Source organism: Sphingomonas sp. QA11, from assembly GCF_028473665.1.
Lineage (GTDB): Bacteria > Pseudomonadota > Alphaproteobacteria > Sphingomonadales > Sphingomonadaceae > Sphingomonas > Sphingomonas phytovorans.
In genome coordinates this window covers 2,205,998-2,221,237 of record NZ_CP098774.1, presented here as the reverse complement: position 1 = coordinate 2,221,237, position 15,240 = coordinate 2,205,998, and the positions used below count along the sequence as shown (strand labels likewise).

Sequence of the window (15,240 nt, the reverse complement as noted above, 5' to 3'; positions counted from 1 at the left end):
TCAATAATGAGGACCGCCATGAACACCCCCCGAAAAGCCCCGATCCGCAAGCGCCAACGCGAAGAAGGCTTCACGCCCGTTCGGCGTTCTGCCGAACACGGCTTCACGCCCGTTCGGCGTTCTGCCGAACACGGCTTCACGCTTGTCGAACTGATGGTCGTGATCGTCATCCTCGGACTGCTCGCGACGATCGTCGCGATCAACGTCATCCCGAGCGGCGAGAAGGCCAAGGTCATCAAGGCCAAGACCGATATCTCGACGATCGAGGGCGCTCTGGACAATTACAAGCTGCAGAATGACGTTTATCCCACGACGGCGCAGGGCCTGCAGGCTCTGGTGACCGCACCGGACGGTGCCGATCCGGCGAAGTATCAGCGTGGCGGCTATATCAAGCGCCTGCCCAACGATCCGTGGGGACGCCCCTATCTCTACGCCTCGCCGGGCCAACACGGCGATGCCGACGTCTGGACGCTCGGCGCCGACAACAAGGAAGGTGGCGAGGGAGCCGATGCCGATATCGGCAGCTGGCAGTAGTTGTTCCGAACGCCCGCCTTGCCAGGAGCGCGGTCGCGAGAGCGTGCCCGCGGCTTTAATCCCGTTCGGCGTTTCGCCGAATATGGTTTTACGTTGATCGAACTGATGATCGTCATCACGATCATCGGGCTGGCGTCGGCTGCTGTCGTCTGGGCATTGCCGGATCCGCACGGGCGGCTGCTCGATGAGGCGACACGCTTCGCGGCACGGACGCGCGCGGCGCAGCAATCGGCGATCGTCGATGCGCGGCCGGTGAGCGTCTGGGTTTCCGGCGGCGGCTATGGATTCGACGAGCGGACCCATGGCAGCTGGGCACCGATCGGCGAGAAGCCGCTGCGGGTGACAAGCTGGGGCAAGGGCACTCGCGCGATCATCGCCGATGCCGGTGGTCGCCAGCGCATCATGTTCGATTCGACCGGCCTCGCCGACCGGCCGCTCGACGTGCGGCTGAAGCGCGATGCGGAGGAAGTCTCCGTCAGCATTGCGCCCGATGGATCGGTAAAGGTCGGCGGCTGATGAGGTCCCGGGGATTCACCCTCATCGAGATGATGGTCGCGCTGGCGGTGTTCAGCCTGGCGGCGCTCGCCCTGATCCGGCTTGAGGGCGCGACGATCCGCGGCACCTCGATTCTCGATTCGACGCTGATCGCGCAGATGGTCGCGCGCAATGTCGCGATCGAGGCGATGACCGACGCCAAACCGCCGAGCGTAGGCATTGCCAAGGGCGTCGAGCAGAATGGCGGCAAGGCCTGGACCTGGACTCGCGAAACGCGCCCGACCGCCGATGCGCGAATCCTCAGCATCGATGTCCAGGTCGCCGACTCGACGGGGAGCCGACGGGGACATCTGACGGTGGTGCGCGTCGCGACCATTGGCGGGGCGGCATCATGAAACGCTCCTCCTCCTGCGCGCCCGCAGAGGCGGAGGAGCGCGGCTTCACGCCCGTTCGGCGTTTCGCCGAACACGGCTTCACGCCCGTTCGGCGTTTCGCCGAACACGGCTTCACGCTTGTCGAGGTGATGATCTCTCTCCTGATCTTCGGCCTGCTCGCCGCCGCTGGCGTGGCGCTGTTGTCGTTCAGCGTCCGGGCGCAGGCAGCGACCGACGCGAAGCTCGACGATGTCCAGGCCCTCAATCGCCTGTCCTCCGCCCTGGCGGCCGATCTCGCCCAGGCGATGGAGCGGCAGACGCGCAACGAGGCGGGAGACCTGCTCCCCGCCTTTTCCGGCGAACCGGGATCGGGCAGCGCACCGATGCTTCGCCTCGTGCGCGGCGGCTGGAACAATCTGGATGCCGCACCGCGCCCGAGCGAGCAGAAGGTCGAATATCGCGTCGCGAACGGCGCGCTCGAACGAATCGCCTATCCGATGCTTGATGGCGCGCAGCCACTAACGCCGGCGGTGATGCTCACCCGTGTCCGCCAGGTATCGCTCCGTTATCGGATCAACGGCGCCTGGAGCGATCGCTGGCAGGGGACGCCGATCTACGCCTTGCCCCAGGCGATGGAGATGCGTGTCCTGCGCGACGACGGGATCGAGTTCAGGCAAATGTTCCTGGTCGGTGCCGGATACGGCAAGCGAAAGGTGCCCGATGGGGGCTGACCGTCCTTCTGAACGTGGTGCCGCACTGCTCACTGTGCTGCTGCTCGTCGCGGTGATCGCGGTGCTGGCCGCGACCGCGCTGGAGAAGCTGCGTCTCGCGACCCGGCTTGGCGGCAACGCCATCGCGATGGACCAGGCCCGCGCCTATGGCCTCGCCGCGGAGACACTGGCGCTCACCAAGGTCAGCGATCTGCTGTCGCGCGACAAGAGCCGTGTGACGCTGGCAGGCGGGTGGAGCGGCCGGGCGATCCCGCTCCCGGTCCCTGGCGGTCTCGCCACCGCGAAGGTGTCCGATGGAGGGAACTGCTTCAACCTCAACAGCCTGGCGGTCGAGACCACGCCCGGCAGCTACGCCGCCTTTACCCCGTCGCGTATCCAGTTCGCGCGGTTGATCCGGCTGGTCGGCGGATCGAGTGCGTCGGGGGAATCGATCGCCGCTGCTGCGTCCGACTGGATCGACACCGACACGAGCCCGCTCGATCTGGGAGCCGAGGATTCGAGCTATAGCGGCCAGGCGGTTCCGTATCGTACCGCCAATACCCTGATGACCGATCCGAGCGAGTTGCGCGCCGTCGCCGGCGTCACGCCGCAGATCTACGCCAAGCTTCGTCCCTGGCTCTGCACGTTGCCGATTGCCAAGCCCTCGAAGATCAACGTCAACACCTTGCTCCCGGAACAGGCGCCCTTGCTCGCGATGCTCATGCCCGACACGATGACGGTCGAGGCCGCCCGGCAGGTGCTGCTGCGCCGGCCGCCCAATGGCTTCGAAAGCACCAGCGCCTTCTGGAAGCTGCCTTCCCTCGATGCGATCACGCCGCCGCCTGACGCGATGGCGCAGACCGCTGTCACGACCGGCTGGTTCGCGTTGCAGGTCGATGCGACGGTGGGGGGCGCCGAACTGGAAGAACATGCGTTGATCGACGCGACGGAGCTTCCCGCGCGGCTCGTCTCGCGGCACTGGGGCGAGCAGTCATGACCGATTCGCTCACCCTCTTCCTGCCCACGGGCAACGCGCCATGGCGCTGGCTGCGCGTTGCCGACGGCGTGGTCGCCACGCGCGGCGAGGGGCTACCCGATCTTCCCGGTGACTCGGAACCGCCGATCGTCGTCGTGCCGGCTGACGCGGTCACGCTGCACTGGGCCGAACTGCCGGATCGCTCGACCGCTCAGGCAGTGACGGCTGCGCGGATGCTGGTGAGCGATGCCAGCGCTGCGCCGATCGGCGAACTGCACGTCGCGGTAGGACGCGAGGGCGACCATGCCGAACGGCCGATCGCGGTCGTCTCCGGGGCGCAGATGCAGGCATGGCTCGAAACGCTCGCCGCGCATGGGGTCGATCCCGCGATGCTGGTGCCGTCGCCGATGCTGCTGCCCCGCCCGGAACATGGCTATCTCCGCGCCGATCTGGGCGGGGAGGGGGTGGTTCGCGGCCAGACCAGCGGCTTCGCCGACGAAGCGCGGCTGACTGAACTGGTCACTGGCGGGGTCGCGCCGACAGTGCTTGGCCGCGACGAACTGGAAACCGCGATCGCCGCCGCGCTGGTCTCGCCCGCGCTCGACCTCAGGCAGGGACCGTTCGCGCGTCGCCGGCGCTTCTCCATCGACTGGGGACTGATCCGCCGGCTTGGCTGGCTTTCCGTCGCGATCCTCAGCGTGACTCTGCTGATCAGCCTCGTTCAGATCATGAAAAATAATCTCGCCGCCGATTCGCTCGAGCGTCAGGCCGACCTGCTCGCGCGCCAGGGCTTGTCGCGCGGCGAGACAGTCAACAATGCCGATCGCCAGCTCGACACGCGTCTGTCGGGCCTGCGTGGCGGCGGCGCTGGTTTCAGCCGGACTGCCGCAGCGGTGTTCGCCGCGATCCGATCGGTGCCGGGGGCAGAAGCACGAACCCTGAATTTCGGGGCCGGGGGCGAATTGCGGGCAACGGTTTCGGCGGAAAGCGAGGGGCAGATCACCGATCTGCGCCTGCGGATAGAAAGCTACGGCTTTGCCGTCCGCCAAAGCACGATCGAATCGAGTGCCGGCCGTTTCTCAAGCGAACTGACGGTGACCCCGCGATGATCGAGCGCCTGCGCCTCTGGTTCACCGGACGCTCGCTGCGCGAGCAGCGGATGCTCCTGGTCATGGTCGCGCTGGCCGCACTGACCTTTGTCTGGGCAGGCATCATCTGGCCGGTCACCGACGGCCTCTCCTCGGCGCGCGAACGCCATGCCGATGCGCTGATCCGGCTTGCCGAGACTCAGGCCCGTGTGAAAGAAGTGGAATCGCTCCAGCGCCAGCGGCCAGCGCCGCTCGAGGCGCAGCTCGACACGGTCATCCGCGACCGGGCCAATGAGGCGGGCTTCGCGCTGGCGAGCGTGACCGCAGACGGGCCGAATCGGGTGCAGATCACTATCGCCACCGCCCGGCCAGGCCCGTTGTTCGGCTGGATCGCGGGCCTCGAAAGCGCCGGCATCCTGGTCGATTCGCTTTCCACCGCCGATAATGGCGACAAGACCGTCTCGGCCCAGCTTTCGCTGAAGGTCCGCGGGCAATGAGACGAATTCGACTGAAGACCGGGCCGCGCGCCTTTTTTGGCGCGGTGTTCGTGGTCGCGCTGATCGCCCTGCTGCCGCTGCGCCTCGCCATGGGTTGGTTCGATCTCGGTGATATCGGCCTTACCGCGCGTCAGGTGAGCGGAAGCATCTGGTACGGGACCTTGCGCGAGGCGAGCTTCGGCGGCGTGGCGCTGGGCGATCTGCGGGCAGGGCTGTCGCCGATCCAGCTCCTCGTCGGGCGGGCGCGAATCGACCTGGCCGGGCCGGGACGAGGCTCCGCCCGGCCGTTTCGCGGTGCCATCGGGGTCAGCCGCCACAGCTTCGGCGTGGATGACCTGACCGCGACGCTCCCCGCGGGTGCCGTCTTCGCGCCGGTGCCGGTCTCGGCGCTCGAACTCGACGATGTCAGCGTCCGTTTCCAGGATGGGAATTGCGAGAAGGCCGAAGGGCGTGTGCGCGCGACGATCTCCGGCGATCTTGCCGGCATCAATCTCGGCCAGGGCATGACTGGAGCCGCGCGTTGCGACGCAGGAGCGCTGTTGCTCCCGCTGGCCAGCCAGGCGGGAACTGAGACGGTAGCGCTTCGTCTATGGGCCACGGGCCGATTCCGCGGCGAGCTGACGGTGCAACCGGGAGATCCCGCCGCAATCGAGAAGCTGGTCCTCAACGGCTTCCAGGCCACGCCGAACGGCTACAGGCTGTCGATCGAGGGGCGCTTCTGATTCTCCCATTCGCGGGAGCTGGCGGAATTGCCCAAGCTTCCGCCGATACGACGCGTCGCCGGAAGGAGAGCGGCGGATGGTATTGCGATAGGGGAAACGCTCATCTTGACGGTGCCTGCTTTCCCCCGCTAGGGGCGCTGGCTCTGCGGCGATCGTAGTTCAATTGGTTAGAGCGTCGGCTTGTGATGCCGGATGTTGCGGGTTCAAGTCCCGTCGGTCGCCCCATTTTTTCATCACCCAGGAAAATCGTGTGACCAGCGGCTGGGGCTTCCCCGATTTCGACGATCATGAGGGCGTGCACCTCTTCACCGATCCGACGTCCGGCCTTCAGGCGGTGATCGCGGTGCATTCGACCACGCTCGGCCCCGCGGCCGGTGGCGTGCGCTTCTGGCACTATGCGGACAGCGACGGCGCGATCACCGATGCGCTTCGCCTGTCGCGTGGCATGAGCTTCAAGAATGCGATGGCCGGCCTGCCGATGGGTGGCGGCAAGGGCGTGGTGCTGGCGGCGAATCCAGGTGATTCGATCACCGTGCCGCAGCTCGAGGCATTCGGCCGGGCGGTCGATTCGCTCGGCGGCCGCTACGTGACGGCCGAGGATGTCGGCATGTCCGAGGCAAGCATGAAGATCATCGCGACCATGACGCGTCACGTCTCCGGCCTGCCAGTCGCGGCGGGCAGCGCGGGCGGCGACCCGGGACCGTTCACGGCGATGGGCGTGTATCTCGGCGTGAAGGCCGCGGCGAAGCGCGGCCTGTCGGCGGATTCGATGAAGGGCGTGCATGTCGCGATCCAGGGCGTCGGCAGCGTCGGCGGCGGGCTTGCCCGGCTGCTTGCAAAGGACGGTGCGCGCCTTACGCTGGCTGATGTGAACGCTGACAAGGCAGCGGCGCTCGCTGCCGAGCTTGGCGCCGAGACCGCAGCGGCGGACGCGATCCTGGGTATCGAGGCTGATATCGTCAGCCCCAATGCGCTCGGTGCGATCCTCACCGGCGAATCGATCGCCGCGCTGCGCACCAGCATCGTCGCTGGCGGCGCGAACAACCAGCTTGCGACCCGGGCCGACGGAGCCCAACTCGCGGCGCGCGGTATCCTGTACGCGCCGGACTACGTCATCAACGCGGGCGGCATCATCAATGTCGGCCTTGAATATCTCGGCCAGGGTGATCGTGCCGAGGTCGAGGCTCGAATCGCGCGCATCCCCGATCGTCTCGTAGAGGTCTGGGATGAAAGCGACCGCAGTGGCGCTCCGGCGTCCGACGTGGCGGATATGATCGCCGGACGGCTGATCGGGCGCGCCTGAACGCGATCGGGAAATGACCTGGGAGGTCATTTCCGAAAGAAAAGGCGGTAATCGCAACCCGTTTTGGCGTCGTGGCGCTAATGCGGGGTGTGGTGCTCCTGCCCGCGTATACGTCATCGGCCGATGATCAGGATTCCATCGCTTCCACATTGGCGAGGACACGGCTCAGCAGGTCGAGCAGCAGGTTGACCTCCTCTTCCGTCAGGCCTTGTGTCGCTTCCCTGTTTCCCCTTTCCAGAACGACGCGCCCCGCCGGCAATTTTGCGAGCGCCTCCTGCGTCAGCGATACGAGGCTGCTGCGCCGGTCGCGGGGGTCGGGTTCGCGATGGATCACACCGTCCCGCTCCATCCGTGCGAGAAGCTGCGCCATGGTCGGCTGTTCGACCTTTGCCCAATGGGCCAGTTCGGTCTGGGAAAGCCGCGCCCCGTCCTTGAGCGCTGTGAGCACCGGCAATTGTGCTGTCGCCAGGCCGAGTTCCCGGAGCCTCACATCGCCGACCCGCGCCAGCCCCCGCGCGATCCGGCTGAAATAATGGCCGGGGGTGTTCATCGGATTCCAGTTGCTATTCGCCATTGCATAGGTGCCTATGTTTAATATATAGGCCCCTATGTATATGCAGGAGTCTGATATGACAACCATTCCGCGAATCGCGATCATCGGCGGCGGCCCCGGCGGGCTCATGCTGGCCCGGCTGCTCCACGTCCGGGGCGTTGCCGCCACGGTGTTCGAACGCGATGTCCATGCCGACGAACGGCCGCAGGGCGGCTCGCTCGATCTGCATGCTGATACCGGGCAGCGGGCAATGCTGGCGGCGGGTCTGGAGTGCGAGTTTTTGGCCGAGGCAAGACCGGAGGATCAGGGCGACCGGCTCTACGATGCCGACGGTACTCTTCTTTTCGATCGAGATGGTGCCGGTGATGACAGGCCTGAAATCGACCGTACGGCACTGCGCCGGATCCTGCTGCAATCGCTGCCGTCTGGCACCGTGCGGTGGGCAAGCGGGGTCGAAGCCATCCGTCCATGCGCGGACGGTCGCTATGAAGTCGACACGGGCGGCCTCGTTGAGACCTTCGATGTCGTCGTGGGGGCTGATGGTGCCTGGTCGCGTGTGCGATCATTATTGTCGACAGCCCGACCCGCCTATGAGGGGGTGACGATGGTGGAACTTGGCTTCGACACGCAACGCCACCCGGATGTCGATTCGCTGGTGGGTAGTGGCAAGATGTTCGCGGTCGGTGACAACCATATCCTTGTCGGGCAGCGCAACGGTCACGGCCATATCCGTGGCTATGCAGGGGTGCGCATGTCGGAGACCGCGGCGCAGGCACTGGGCCGCCTCCCGACTGAAGGGATTCGAGCGGAGGTGCTGCGCGCCTTCACCGGCTGGGCTCCCTCATTGCTCGGGCTGATCGAGCGCGGGGATATTCTCGCTGTCCGGCCTCTCTATGCGCTTCCGATCGGCCACCACTGGACCACCCGGCCGGGCCTGACCATCCTCGGTGACGCGGCCCATCTCATGTCCCCGTTCGGAGGCGAAGGCGTAAATCTGGCGCTCGCTGACGCGGTCGATCTCGCCGACGCGCTGCTCTCCGGAGAGGGCTGGCCGGCGGTGGAGCGCTGCGAGGCTGCCATCGCTGAACGCGCGATCCCGGCGGCCGAGGGCGCAGCTGAAGGCTTGCAGGCCACGGTCTCGACAGGCGGGGTCGCCAGTGTGCTCGAACATTATCAGTCGCGGGTGGGCGACCTTGCGGCCTGGGAAGCCAACCGTTGACCTGAGCGAATCTCGACGTTCGTGATCTGCTTGGCGATAGTCCGCATTTTTCCCGCGAGGTGAGGATACATCCGTATCGATGACAATTTGCTATGGGCGACGCTTGCGCACTGGGACATCCATACAACGGGCGGTTGAGTAGCCTCCCGACTCTCTCTAGACGCGGAAGCCAACGTGCCCAGCCTTCACGCCCTCGCCAACCCCGCGCGCTTCCTCAAGCTCGCCAGGCCACTGACACCCATCCTGTTCTGGGCTGGCCTGGTGCTGCTCGCGATCGGCCTCTGGGGCGCGCTGTTCCGGATCCCGCCTGACTATCTGCAGGGCGAGACGGTGCGGATCATGCATATCCATGTGCCGACCGCGACGCTCGGCATGGGTGGCTGGAGCGGAATCGCGCTCTGCTCGATCGTCTATCTCGTCTGGCGGCATCCGCTGGCGATGGTCGCGGCGCGCGCGATTGCGCTGCCGGGCGCCGTGTTCTGCGGTCTCTGCCTCGTCACCGGTTCGATCTGGGGGCGGCCCACCTGGGGAACCTGGTGGCAATGGGACGGGCGGCTTACCTCGATGCTGTTGCTGTTCTTCGTTTATCTCGGCTTCATGGCGCTTACCCATGCCGATGCTGAGCGGGGCGGGGACGGGCGTATTCCCGCCATTTACGGCGTCGCCGGGTCGGTGCTGCTGCCGATCATCCGCTACTCGGTCGTCTGGTGGAACACGCTTCACCAGGGCCAGAGCATCAGCCTGACCCAGTCGACCATCGACAATTCCATCCTCTGGCCCTTGCCCTTCTCGCTGCTCGGTTTCTCGCTGCTCTTCGGCGCGGTGGTGCTGATGCGGATGCGGGCCCTTCTTGCGACGGCCAAGGCCGAAGCCCGCATGCGGCGGATGGCGGCATGAATCCCTGGCCGTTCGTCATCAGCGCTTATGGCATCACCTTAGCCGCGATCTCGGCGCTGGTCCTGTGGAGTTGGCTCGCAATGCGGGGGAGCGAGCGTAAATGAAGGCCAAGCATCAACGGCTGACCCTCGCCCTGCTCGCCGTCGCGGCGGTGATCGGCGCTGCATTGCTCGCGCTGTCCGCGCTGAAGGACCAGGCGGCGTTCTTCTACGCGCCGGGCGACGTCAAGAAGGACGGCCTGCCGATCGGACGCGCGGTACGGCTGGGCGGCATGGTGGAGGCAGGGTCGATCGCCAAGCTCCCCGACGGCATATCGATCCGCTTTATGGTCACCGACGGCGTCGCCAAGGTGCCCGTCGCGTTCAAGGGCATCGTGCCCGACCTGTTCCGCGAGAAATCGGGCGTGGTCGCTGAAGGCAGCTTCAACCCCGATGGCAGCTTTACCGCGACCAACCTGCTGGCCAAGCATGACGAGAAATACATGCCGCCGGAGATCGCGGGCAAGATGCACGAGACGAAGTCGCTGGAACAATGATCGCCGAAGCAGGTCTTGCCGCGCTGTGGTTCGCGGCCGCGCTGGCGGCGTTGCAGCTTGCGCTGGCGGCGGTCGGTGTCCGGCGCTCGCTGCTTTCCGCTCCTCTCTCAGCGGAAGCAGACGCCAAAAAGCTTCCGGCACAGCGCTTCACCGGTGTCGAGGACGTCGCGGTCACTGACCAGCTTCTCTCGGCGGTGCGCCCGGTTGCGGTGGTGCAGGGCTTGCTGGCCGGGCTTGCCCTCCTGCTGCTGATGGTCGTCTTCGTCCGGTCGGACATGTCGGTGCTGCTCGTCGCGTCGAACAGCCATTCGGACAAGCCGCTGATCTACAAGATCGCCGGTGCCTGGGGGAATCATGAGGGCTCGATGCTGCTCTGGGTCACGATCCTCGGGCTGGCGGGTGGTGCCGTGGCAGTTCTGGAGCATCGCCTGCAGCGCACGACGCTGATCGCGACGCTCGGCGCGCAGGCGATGATCGCGCTGGGTTTCTACGCCTTTCTGCTGTTCTCCTCGAATCCCTTTGCAAGGCTGAACCCGGCACCGGCCGACGGCAATGGGCTGAACCCGTTGCTGCAGGACCCCGGCTTGGCCTTTCATCCGCCGACACTCTACATCGGCTATGTCGGCATCTCGGTTGCCTTCTCCTTCGCGGTGGGGGCGCTGGTGACACGCGATGTCGGGCCGGCGTTCGCCCGCGCGATGCGGCCCTGGGTGCTGGGCGCGTGGATATTCCTGACGCTTGGCATCACCGCCGGCAGCTACTGGGCCTATTACGAACTCGGCTGGGGCGGCTGGTGGTTCTGGGATCCGGTGGAGAACGCGTCGCTGATGCCCTGGCTCGCGGCGACGGCGCTCCTGCATTCAGTGACGGTACTGGCGACTCGTGACGGGCTGCGCGCCTGGACGGTAATGCTCGCCGTCGTCGCCTTTTCGATGTCGATGATCGGCACCTTCCTCGTGCGATCGGGCATCCTCACCAGCGTCCATGCCTTTGCGGTCGATCCCAAGCGCGGCGCGTTCATCCTCGTGCTGCTCGCTCTCTATATCGGCGGCGCGCTGCTGCTGTTCGCGGCACGGGTCGGGACGGTGCGCCAGGGCAGCACCTTCGAACCCGTGAGCCGCGAGGGCGCGCTGGTCGCCAACAACCTGCTGCTGTCGGTGATCCTCGGCATCGTGCTGATCGGCACGCTCTATCCGATCGTCGCCGCCGGCATTGGCGTGCAGCTTTCGGTCGGGCCGCCCTTCTTCGACAAGACCGCCGGGCCGATCGCGCTGCTGCTGGTCGCGATCATGGGAGCGGGGCCGCTGATGCGCTGGCGTCGCGACACCGCGAACGCGGTGCTCGGGCGGATAACGGTGCCGGTCGCGGCCACCGGCGTCACCCTGGCGGCGTTCGCGGCGCTTGGCGGCGGGATCGGCATCCTCCCGCTGCTTGGTCTTTCGCTGGCAGCGGGGGTTGGCGCGGCGAGCATCGCGCCGCTCTGGAAGCGTGACCTGCGCCGGACGCCGCTCTTCACCTGGGGCATGGTGATCGCGCATCTCGGCATTGCGGTCAGCCTGGCCGGCATGGCCTCGGACAGTGCCTTTACCCAGCAGACCCTCGTGGCGGCACGGATCGGTGAGCCGCACCGCGTCGGACCCTTCACGGTCACGCTCGACCATATCCGCCCGGTGATCGGCCCGAACTGGTCGGCGCTAGAAGGCACGCTGACTGTAAAGCGTGGTGATGGTGCGCCTTTCACCCTGCGGCCCCAGTCCCGTTTCTTCGCGTCGCCGCCGACCGTCACCAGCGAATCCGCGATCGCGACGAAGATAGACGGACAGCTTTATACAGTGCTCGGTCAGGAGGATGAGCAGGGGCGCTGGCAGTTGCGCTTGTGGTGGAAACCTTTCGTCACCCTGATATGGCTTGGGGGTGCGTTGATCGCGTTCGGCGGGGCGTTGTCGTTGCTCGGGCGCGTGCGACGCGAGCGGCGCGTTGCGGCGCGGGAGGAGGAGGCATGAGGCGGGTGCTGCTCTGGGCGCCGTTCGGGGCATTTGCCCTGCTGTTCGCGGTCGTGGCGAGCGGGCTGATCGCGCCGGCCGACCGCACGGTGAAATCCGCGATGGTGGGTAAACCATTGCCGAAATTCGCGTTGCCGCCGATCATCGCGACCAAGCCGGGCCTCGGCAGCGAAGCGTTCCAGCAGGGCAAGCCGCGCCTGCTCAACGTGTTCGCAAGCTGGTGCGTGCCCTGCATCGCGGAAGCACCCAATCTGATGCGTCTCAAGGCGATGGGGGTGCCGATCGACGCGATCGCGATCCGCGATACCGGTCCGGCGATCCAGGGCTTCCTGAAACGCAATGGCGATCCCTATGAGCGGATCGGCGACGACAAGGTGAGTGCGGTTCAATTGTCGCTCGGCTCGTCCGGCGTGCCGGAAACCTTCGTGATCGACGGGCAGGGGCGCATCGTGAAGCAGCATATCGGCGATATCCGCGCTGATGATATTCCCGCGATCCTCGACGCCCTGCAGGCGGCGCGATGAAGCGCCTGGCGTTCCTGTTCCTGCTGCTCGCGGCACCACTCCAGGCCGATAGCGGGTTTCCGCCCGCTGCGCTTGCCAATACCCAGTTGCGCGACCCGGCCAAGGAAGCGAAAGCCCAGGCGTTGATGGTGACGTTGCGTTGCCTCGTCTGCCAGGGCCAGTCGATTGCCGACAGCGATGCCGACATGGCGGGCGACATGCGCGCGCTGGTGCGCCAGCGAATCCAGAAGGGAGAGAGCCCGGAATCGGTCCGGCGCTGGCTGATCGATCGTTACGGTGATTATGTGACCTATGATCCGCCGTTCAACGGCGCGACCGCGGCCTTGTGGCTCGCGCCACTGGCGATGCTCGCCGCCGGCGCGTGGCTGGCACGTGGCAGCTTCAGGAGGCGGCGCGGTTGATGGGCTGGATCATGCTTGCCTTGCTCGGTCTCGGCTCTGCGGCTTTGCTGTGGCTGGGCGGGGTTTCGCGCTCGCTCTGGAGTTTTGTCGGCGCCGCGATGATGCTCGGCGCGGCGGGTTATGCATTGCAGGGCGATCCCCTGCTGCCAGGCCATCCGGTCGCGGCCAATGCTGAGCCGATCGAGATTGATCCGGCGCTCACTGAACTGCGCGATTCGATGCTGGGACGCTACACCGCCGAGGGTGCCTATCTGATCGCTGCCGATGGCCTGACTCGCGCAGGAGATACAAGGAATGCGGTCCGGGCCGTATTGGGTGGGGTAAACAAATATCCCCGCAGCCTGGCGCTGTGGACCGGGCTTGGATCGGCGCTTTCCCTTCACGATGGCGTGGTGTCACCGGCTGCGCTGTTCGCATTCAGGCACGCGGCGGGGCTTAACAAAGAGCATCCCGCCCCGCCGTATTTCCTCGGTTTGGCGTATATCCGCGCAGGCGACTATGCGACGGCCCGGCCTTACTGGGCCAGGGCACTTGAACTTTCCCCACCCGAGCAGCCCTATCGCAAGGAGATTGCGGCGCAGCTTGCCCGTCTCGATGCGTTCCTCGCCGCAGCGGAGCAGGCTCGCGGTGCCGCTGCGGCCAATTAGCTCTCGACTCGAGCCACGCGGGCCGGTCGCTATCCTGGGATAGGACCGGCCCGACTTACGTCAGGCGTTCCAGGGTTCGAACGGGAGGGCGAGTGCTTCTGCCACTGCCTGATGCCGGATCTTGCCGCCCGAAACGTTGAGGCCGTTGGCGAGATGTGGATCCGCCTTCATCGCTTGTTCGGCGCCGAGCCTAGCGAGCTTCATCACGAAGGGCAGGGTGGCATTGTTGAGCGCGAAGGCCGAGGTGCGGGCGACCGCGCCGGGCATGTTCGCCACGCAATAATGAATCACGCCGTCGACCTCGAATACCGGGTCCTCATGCGTGGTGGCATGCGACGTCTCGAAGCAGCCGCCCTGGTCGATCGCGATATCGACCAGCACCGACCCGCGCTTCATCGTCTTGAGCATCTCGCGCGTGACCAGCTTCGGCGCGGCGGCGCCCGGCACCAGCACGGCACCGATGACGAGATGCGCGTTCTTCACGGCTGCGGCGATCGCCGCCTTGGAGGCGTAGGCGGTCTTGATCTGGCTGCCGAAGAACATGTCGAGTTCGGCGAGGCGTGCGTTCGAGATATCGTAGATCGTCACATCGGCGCGCATGCCGACGGCCATCTGCGCGGCGTTGACGCCAGACACGCCGCCGCCAAGGATCGCGACTCTCGCCGGTGCCACGCCAGGCACGCCGCCGAGGAGCACGCCACGGCCGCCCTGTTCCTTTTCGAGATAGTGCGCGCCCACCTGGATCGACATGCGGCCGGCTACCTCGGACATCGGCTTCAGCAGCGGGAGGGAGCGGTCGTTCGCCGTCACCGTTTCATAGGCGATGCAGGTCGCACCGGACTTCATCAGCCCCTCGGCCTGCGGCTTGTCGGCGGCGAGGTGGAGATAGGTGAAGAGCAGATGGCGCGGTTCGAGCATGGCAACTTCGCCCGGCTGCGGCTCCTTGACCTTCACGATCATGTCGGACCTGACAAAGACGCTTGCCGCGTCCGGCAGGATCGTCGCGCCCGCTGCGACATAATCCGAATCCTCGAAATCGATGCCGAGGCCGGCGCCGGTCTGGACAAACAGTTCGTGCCCGGCCGCGACCAGCTCGGCGACCGACGGTGGGGTCAGACCGACGCGGTATTCGTGGTTCTTGATTTCCTTGGGGACGCCGATGCGCATGGAAGCTCTCCTAGATTTTGCGCGAATCTACACCAATCGCCCCGGGAAGTACTTGCAATCTGGGGCCGGGGTTGAGGCGGTTTGCAACGTGATTGTGCATGTTGCGGATTTGTCGCAAAATAGTCCCGTATGGACAGTATAGACCGCAAAATCATCGCGCAGCTCGGGCATGAGTCGGGTATCACGAGCGAAGAGCTGGGCGACAGGGTGGGGCTGTCGCCCTCGGCAGCGCATCGCCGCGTCAAAACGCTTGAGCAACAGGGACTGATCCGCGGTTATCGCGCTCGGCTATCGCCGGCCGCGCGAGGCAACCCTTCCACCGTATTCGTTTCGGTCACGCTGACCGATCAGCGTCAGGCGACGATGATGGCGTTCGAACAGGCGCTTGCCTCGACCACACAGGTCAGGGAGGCGCATCTGATGAGCGGGGAATCGGATTACCTGCTCAAGGTGCTCGTTCGGGAGGACGACAGCTACGAACGCATCCACCGCGAGGTGCTGTCTGCGCTGCCCGGCGTCCACCGGCTTGTCACCCAGTTCACCATCCGTACCCTGGCAACGGAGGAATAGGTGCGTTGCTGCCCCAATCCGGGTG

The 15,240-nt window shown here is 66.1% G+C and carries 20 protein-coding genes and 1 tRNA gene; 19 read left to right on the top strand and 2 right to left on the bottom strand.

Going from position 1 to position 15,240, the window contains the following annotated elements:
- Window positions 1-18: 18 nt before the first annotated feature.
- From gspG to NDN01_RS10285, 10 genes are all read left to right on the top strand, one after another.
- Complete coding sequence (gene gspG / locus NDN01_RS10330) at window positions 19-534, top strand: type II secretion system major pseudopilin GspG (RefSeq protein ID WP_272627293.1); 516 nt, start codon at window positions 19-21, stop codon at window positions 532-534.
- Window positions 535-627: 93 nt separating this feature from the next.
- On the top strand, window positions 628-1,050 hold the full coding sequence (locus tag NDN01_RS10325) for a GspH/FimT family pseudopilin (RefSeq protein ID WP_272627292.1): 423 nt from the start codon (window positions 628-630) through the stop codon (window positions 1,048-1,050).
- On the top strand, window positions 1,050-1,424 hold the full coding sequence (gspI, locus tag NDN01_RS10320) for a type II secretion system minor pseudopilin GspI (RefSeq protein WP_272627291.1): 375 nt from the start codon (window positions 1,050-1,052) through the stop codon (window positions 1,422-1,424). The genes NDN01_RS10325 and gspI overlap by 1 nt, the downstream gene beginning before the upstream one ends.
- Window positions 1,421-2,134, top strand: a complete 714-nt coding sequence (gene gspJ / locus NDN01_RS10315) for a type II secretion system minor pseudopilin GspJ (protein ID WP_272627290.1) — start codon at window positions 1,421-1,423, stop codon at window positions 2,132-2,134. The genes gspI and gspJ overlap by 4 nt, the downstream gene beginning before the upstream one ends.
- Complete coding sequence (gspK, locus tag NDN01_RS10310; protein WP_272627289.1) at window positions 2,124-3,110, top strand: type II secretion system minor pseudopilin GspK; 987 nt, start codon at window positions 2,124-2,126, stop codon at window positions 3,108-3,110. The genes gspJ and gspK overlap by 11 nt, the downstream gene beginning before the upstream one ends.
- A complete protein-coding gene (gene gspL / locus NDN01_RS10305) occupies window positions 3,107-4,198 on the top strand; it encodes a type II secretion system protein GspL (RefSeq protein ID WP_272627288.1) in 1,092 nt (363 codons plus the stop codon). Before gspK ends, gspL begins: the two co-directional genes overlap by 4 nt.
- Window positions 4,195-4,674, top strand: coding sequence for a type II secretion system protein GspM (gspM, locus tag NDN01_RS10300; protein WP_272627287.1), 480 nt, complete (start codon window positions 4,195-4,197; stop codon window positions 4,672-4,674). Before gspL ends, gspM begins: the two co-directional genes overlap by 4 nt.
- A complete protein-coding gene (locus NDN01_RS10295; RefSeq protein WP_272627286.1) occupies window positions 4,671-5,396 on the top strand; it encodes a type II secretion system protein N in 726 nt (241 codons plus the stop codon). Before gspM ends, NDN01_RS10295 begins: the two co-directional genes overlap by 4 nt.
- Window positions 5,397-5,544: 148 nt before the next feature.
- Window positions 5,545-5,621: transfer RNA gene (locus tag NDN01_RS10290), tRNA-His, on the top strand.
- A 25-nt stretch (window positions 5,622-5,646) separates the two neighbouring features.
- Complete coding sequence (locus tag NDN01_RS10285; protein ID WP_272627285.1) at window positions 5,647-6,699, top strand: Glu/Leu/Phe/Val family dehydrogenase; 1,053 nt, start codon at window positions 5,647-5,649, stop codon at window positions 6,697-6,699.
- Window positions 6,700-6,826: 127 nt separating this feature from the next.
- Here NDN01_RS10285 and NDN01_RS10280 read toward each other — a convergent pair whose 3' ends face one another.
- Complete coding sequence (locus NDN01_RS10280; RefSeq protein ID WP_272627284.1) at window positions 6,827-7,273, bottom strand: MarR family winged helix-turn-helix transcriptional regulator; 447 nt, start codon at window positions 7,271-7,273, stop codon at window positions 6,827-6,829.
- Window positions 7,274-7,328: 55 nt separating this feature from the next.
- On the opposite strand from NDN01_RS10280, the gene NDN01_RS10275 reads away from it, so the two are divergent.
- The 8 genes from NDN01_RS10275 (at window position 7,329) to NDN01_RS10245 (ending at window position 13,478) form a co-directional block, all read left to right on the top strand.
- The gene (locus tag NDN01_RS10275) at window positions 7,329-8,471 is read left to right on the top strand and encodes an FAD-dependent oxidoreductase (RefSeq protein ID WP_272627283.1); all 1,143 of its coding nucleotides are present in this window, start codon (window positions 7,329-7,331) and stop codon (window positions 8,469-8,471) included.
- Window positions 8,472-8,645: 174 nt separating this feature from the next.
- Window positions 8,646-9,368: a heme ABC transporter permease CcmC gene (gene ccmC / locus NDN01_RS10270; protein WP_272627282.1), complete on the top strand. Its 723-nt coding sequence runs from the start codon at window positions 8,646-8,648 to the stop codon at window positions 9,366-9,368.
- On the top strand, window positions 9,365-9,472 hold the full coding sequence (gene ccmD, locus NDN01_RS25885; RefSeq protein ID WP_336298365.1) for a heme exporter protein CcmD: 108 nt from the start codon (window positions 9,365-9,367) through the stop codon (window positions 9,470-9,472). Before ccmC ends, ccmD begins: the two co-directional genes overlap by 4 nt.
- Entirely contained in the window at window positions 9,469-9,903 is a 435-nt protein-coding gene (gene ccmE, locus NDN01_RS10265; RefSeq protein ID WP_272627281.1) for a cytochrome c maturation protein CcmE, read from the top strand. The genes ccmD and ccmE overlap by 4 nt, the downstream gene beginning before the upstream one ends.
- Window positions 9,900-11,906, top strand: coding sequence for a heme lyase CcmF/NrfE family subunit (locus NDN01_RS10260; protein WP_272627280.1), 2,007 nt, complete (start codon window positions 9,900-9,902; stop codon window positions 11,904-11,906). Before ccmE ends, NDN01_RS10260 begins: the two co-directional genes overlap by 4 nt.
- Window positions 11,903-12,430 carry a redoxin family protein gene (locus NDN01_RS10255; RefSeq protein ID WP_272627279.1) on the top strand — a complete coding sequence of 176 codons (528 nt, stop codon included), beginning with the start codon at window positions 11,903-11,905 and terminating at the stop codon, window positions 12,428-12,430. Before NDN01_RS10260 ends, NDN01_RS10255 begins: the two co-directional genes overlap by 4 nt.
- Window positions 12,427-12,831 carry a cytochrome c-type biogenesis protein gene (locus NDN01_RS10250; RefSeq protein WP_272627278.1) on the top strand — a complete coding sequence of 135 codons (405 nt, stop codon included), beginning with the start codon at window positions 12,427-12,429 and terminating at the stop codon, window positions 12,829-12,831. Before NDN01_RS10255 ends, NDN01_RS10250 begins: the two co-directional genes overlap by 4 nt.
- Window positions 12,792-13,478, top strand: a complete 687-nt coding sequence (locus tag NDN01_RS10245) for a tetratricopeptide repeat protein (RefSeq protein WP_272627277.1) — start codon at window positions 12,792-12,794, stop codon at window positions 13,476-13,478. Before NDN01_RS10250 ends, NDN01_RS10245 begins: the two co-directional genes overlap by 40 nt.
- 60 nt (window positions 13,479-13,538) lie before the next feature.
- On the opposite strand, the gene ald is transcribed toward NDN01_RS10245, so the two are convergent.
- The gene (gene ald, locus NDN01_RS10240; protein ID WP_272627276.1) at window positions 13,539-14,645 is read right to left on the bottom strand and encodes an alanine dehydrogenase; all 1,107 of its coding nucleotides are present in this window, start codon (window positions 14,643-14,645) and stop codon (window positions 13,539-13,541) included.
- 129 nt (window positions 14,646-14,774) lie between these two features.
- On the opposite strand from ald, the gene NDN01_RS10235 reads away from it, so the two are divergent.
- The gene (locus NDN01_RS10235; protein WP_272627275.1) at window positions 14,775-15,215 is read left to right on the top strand and encodes an Lrp/AsnC family transcriptional regulator; all 441 of its coding nucleotides are present in this window, start codon (window positions 14,775-14,777) and stop codon (window positions 15,213-15,215) included.
- Window positions 15,216-15,240 lie beyond the last annotated feature (25 nt).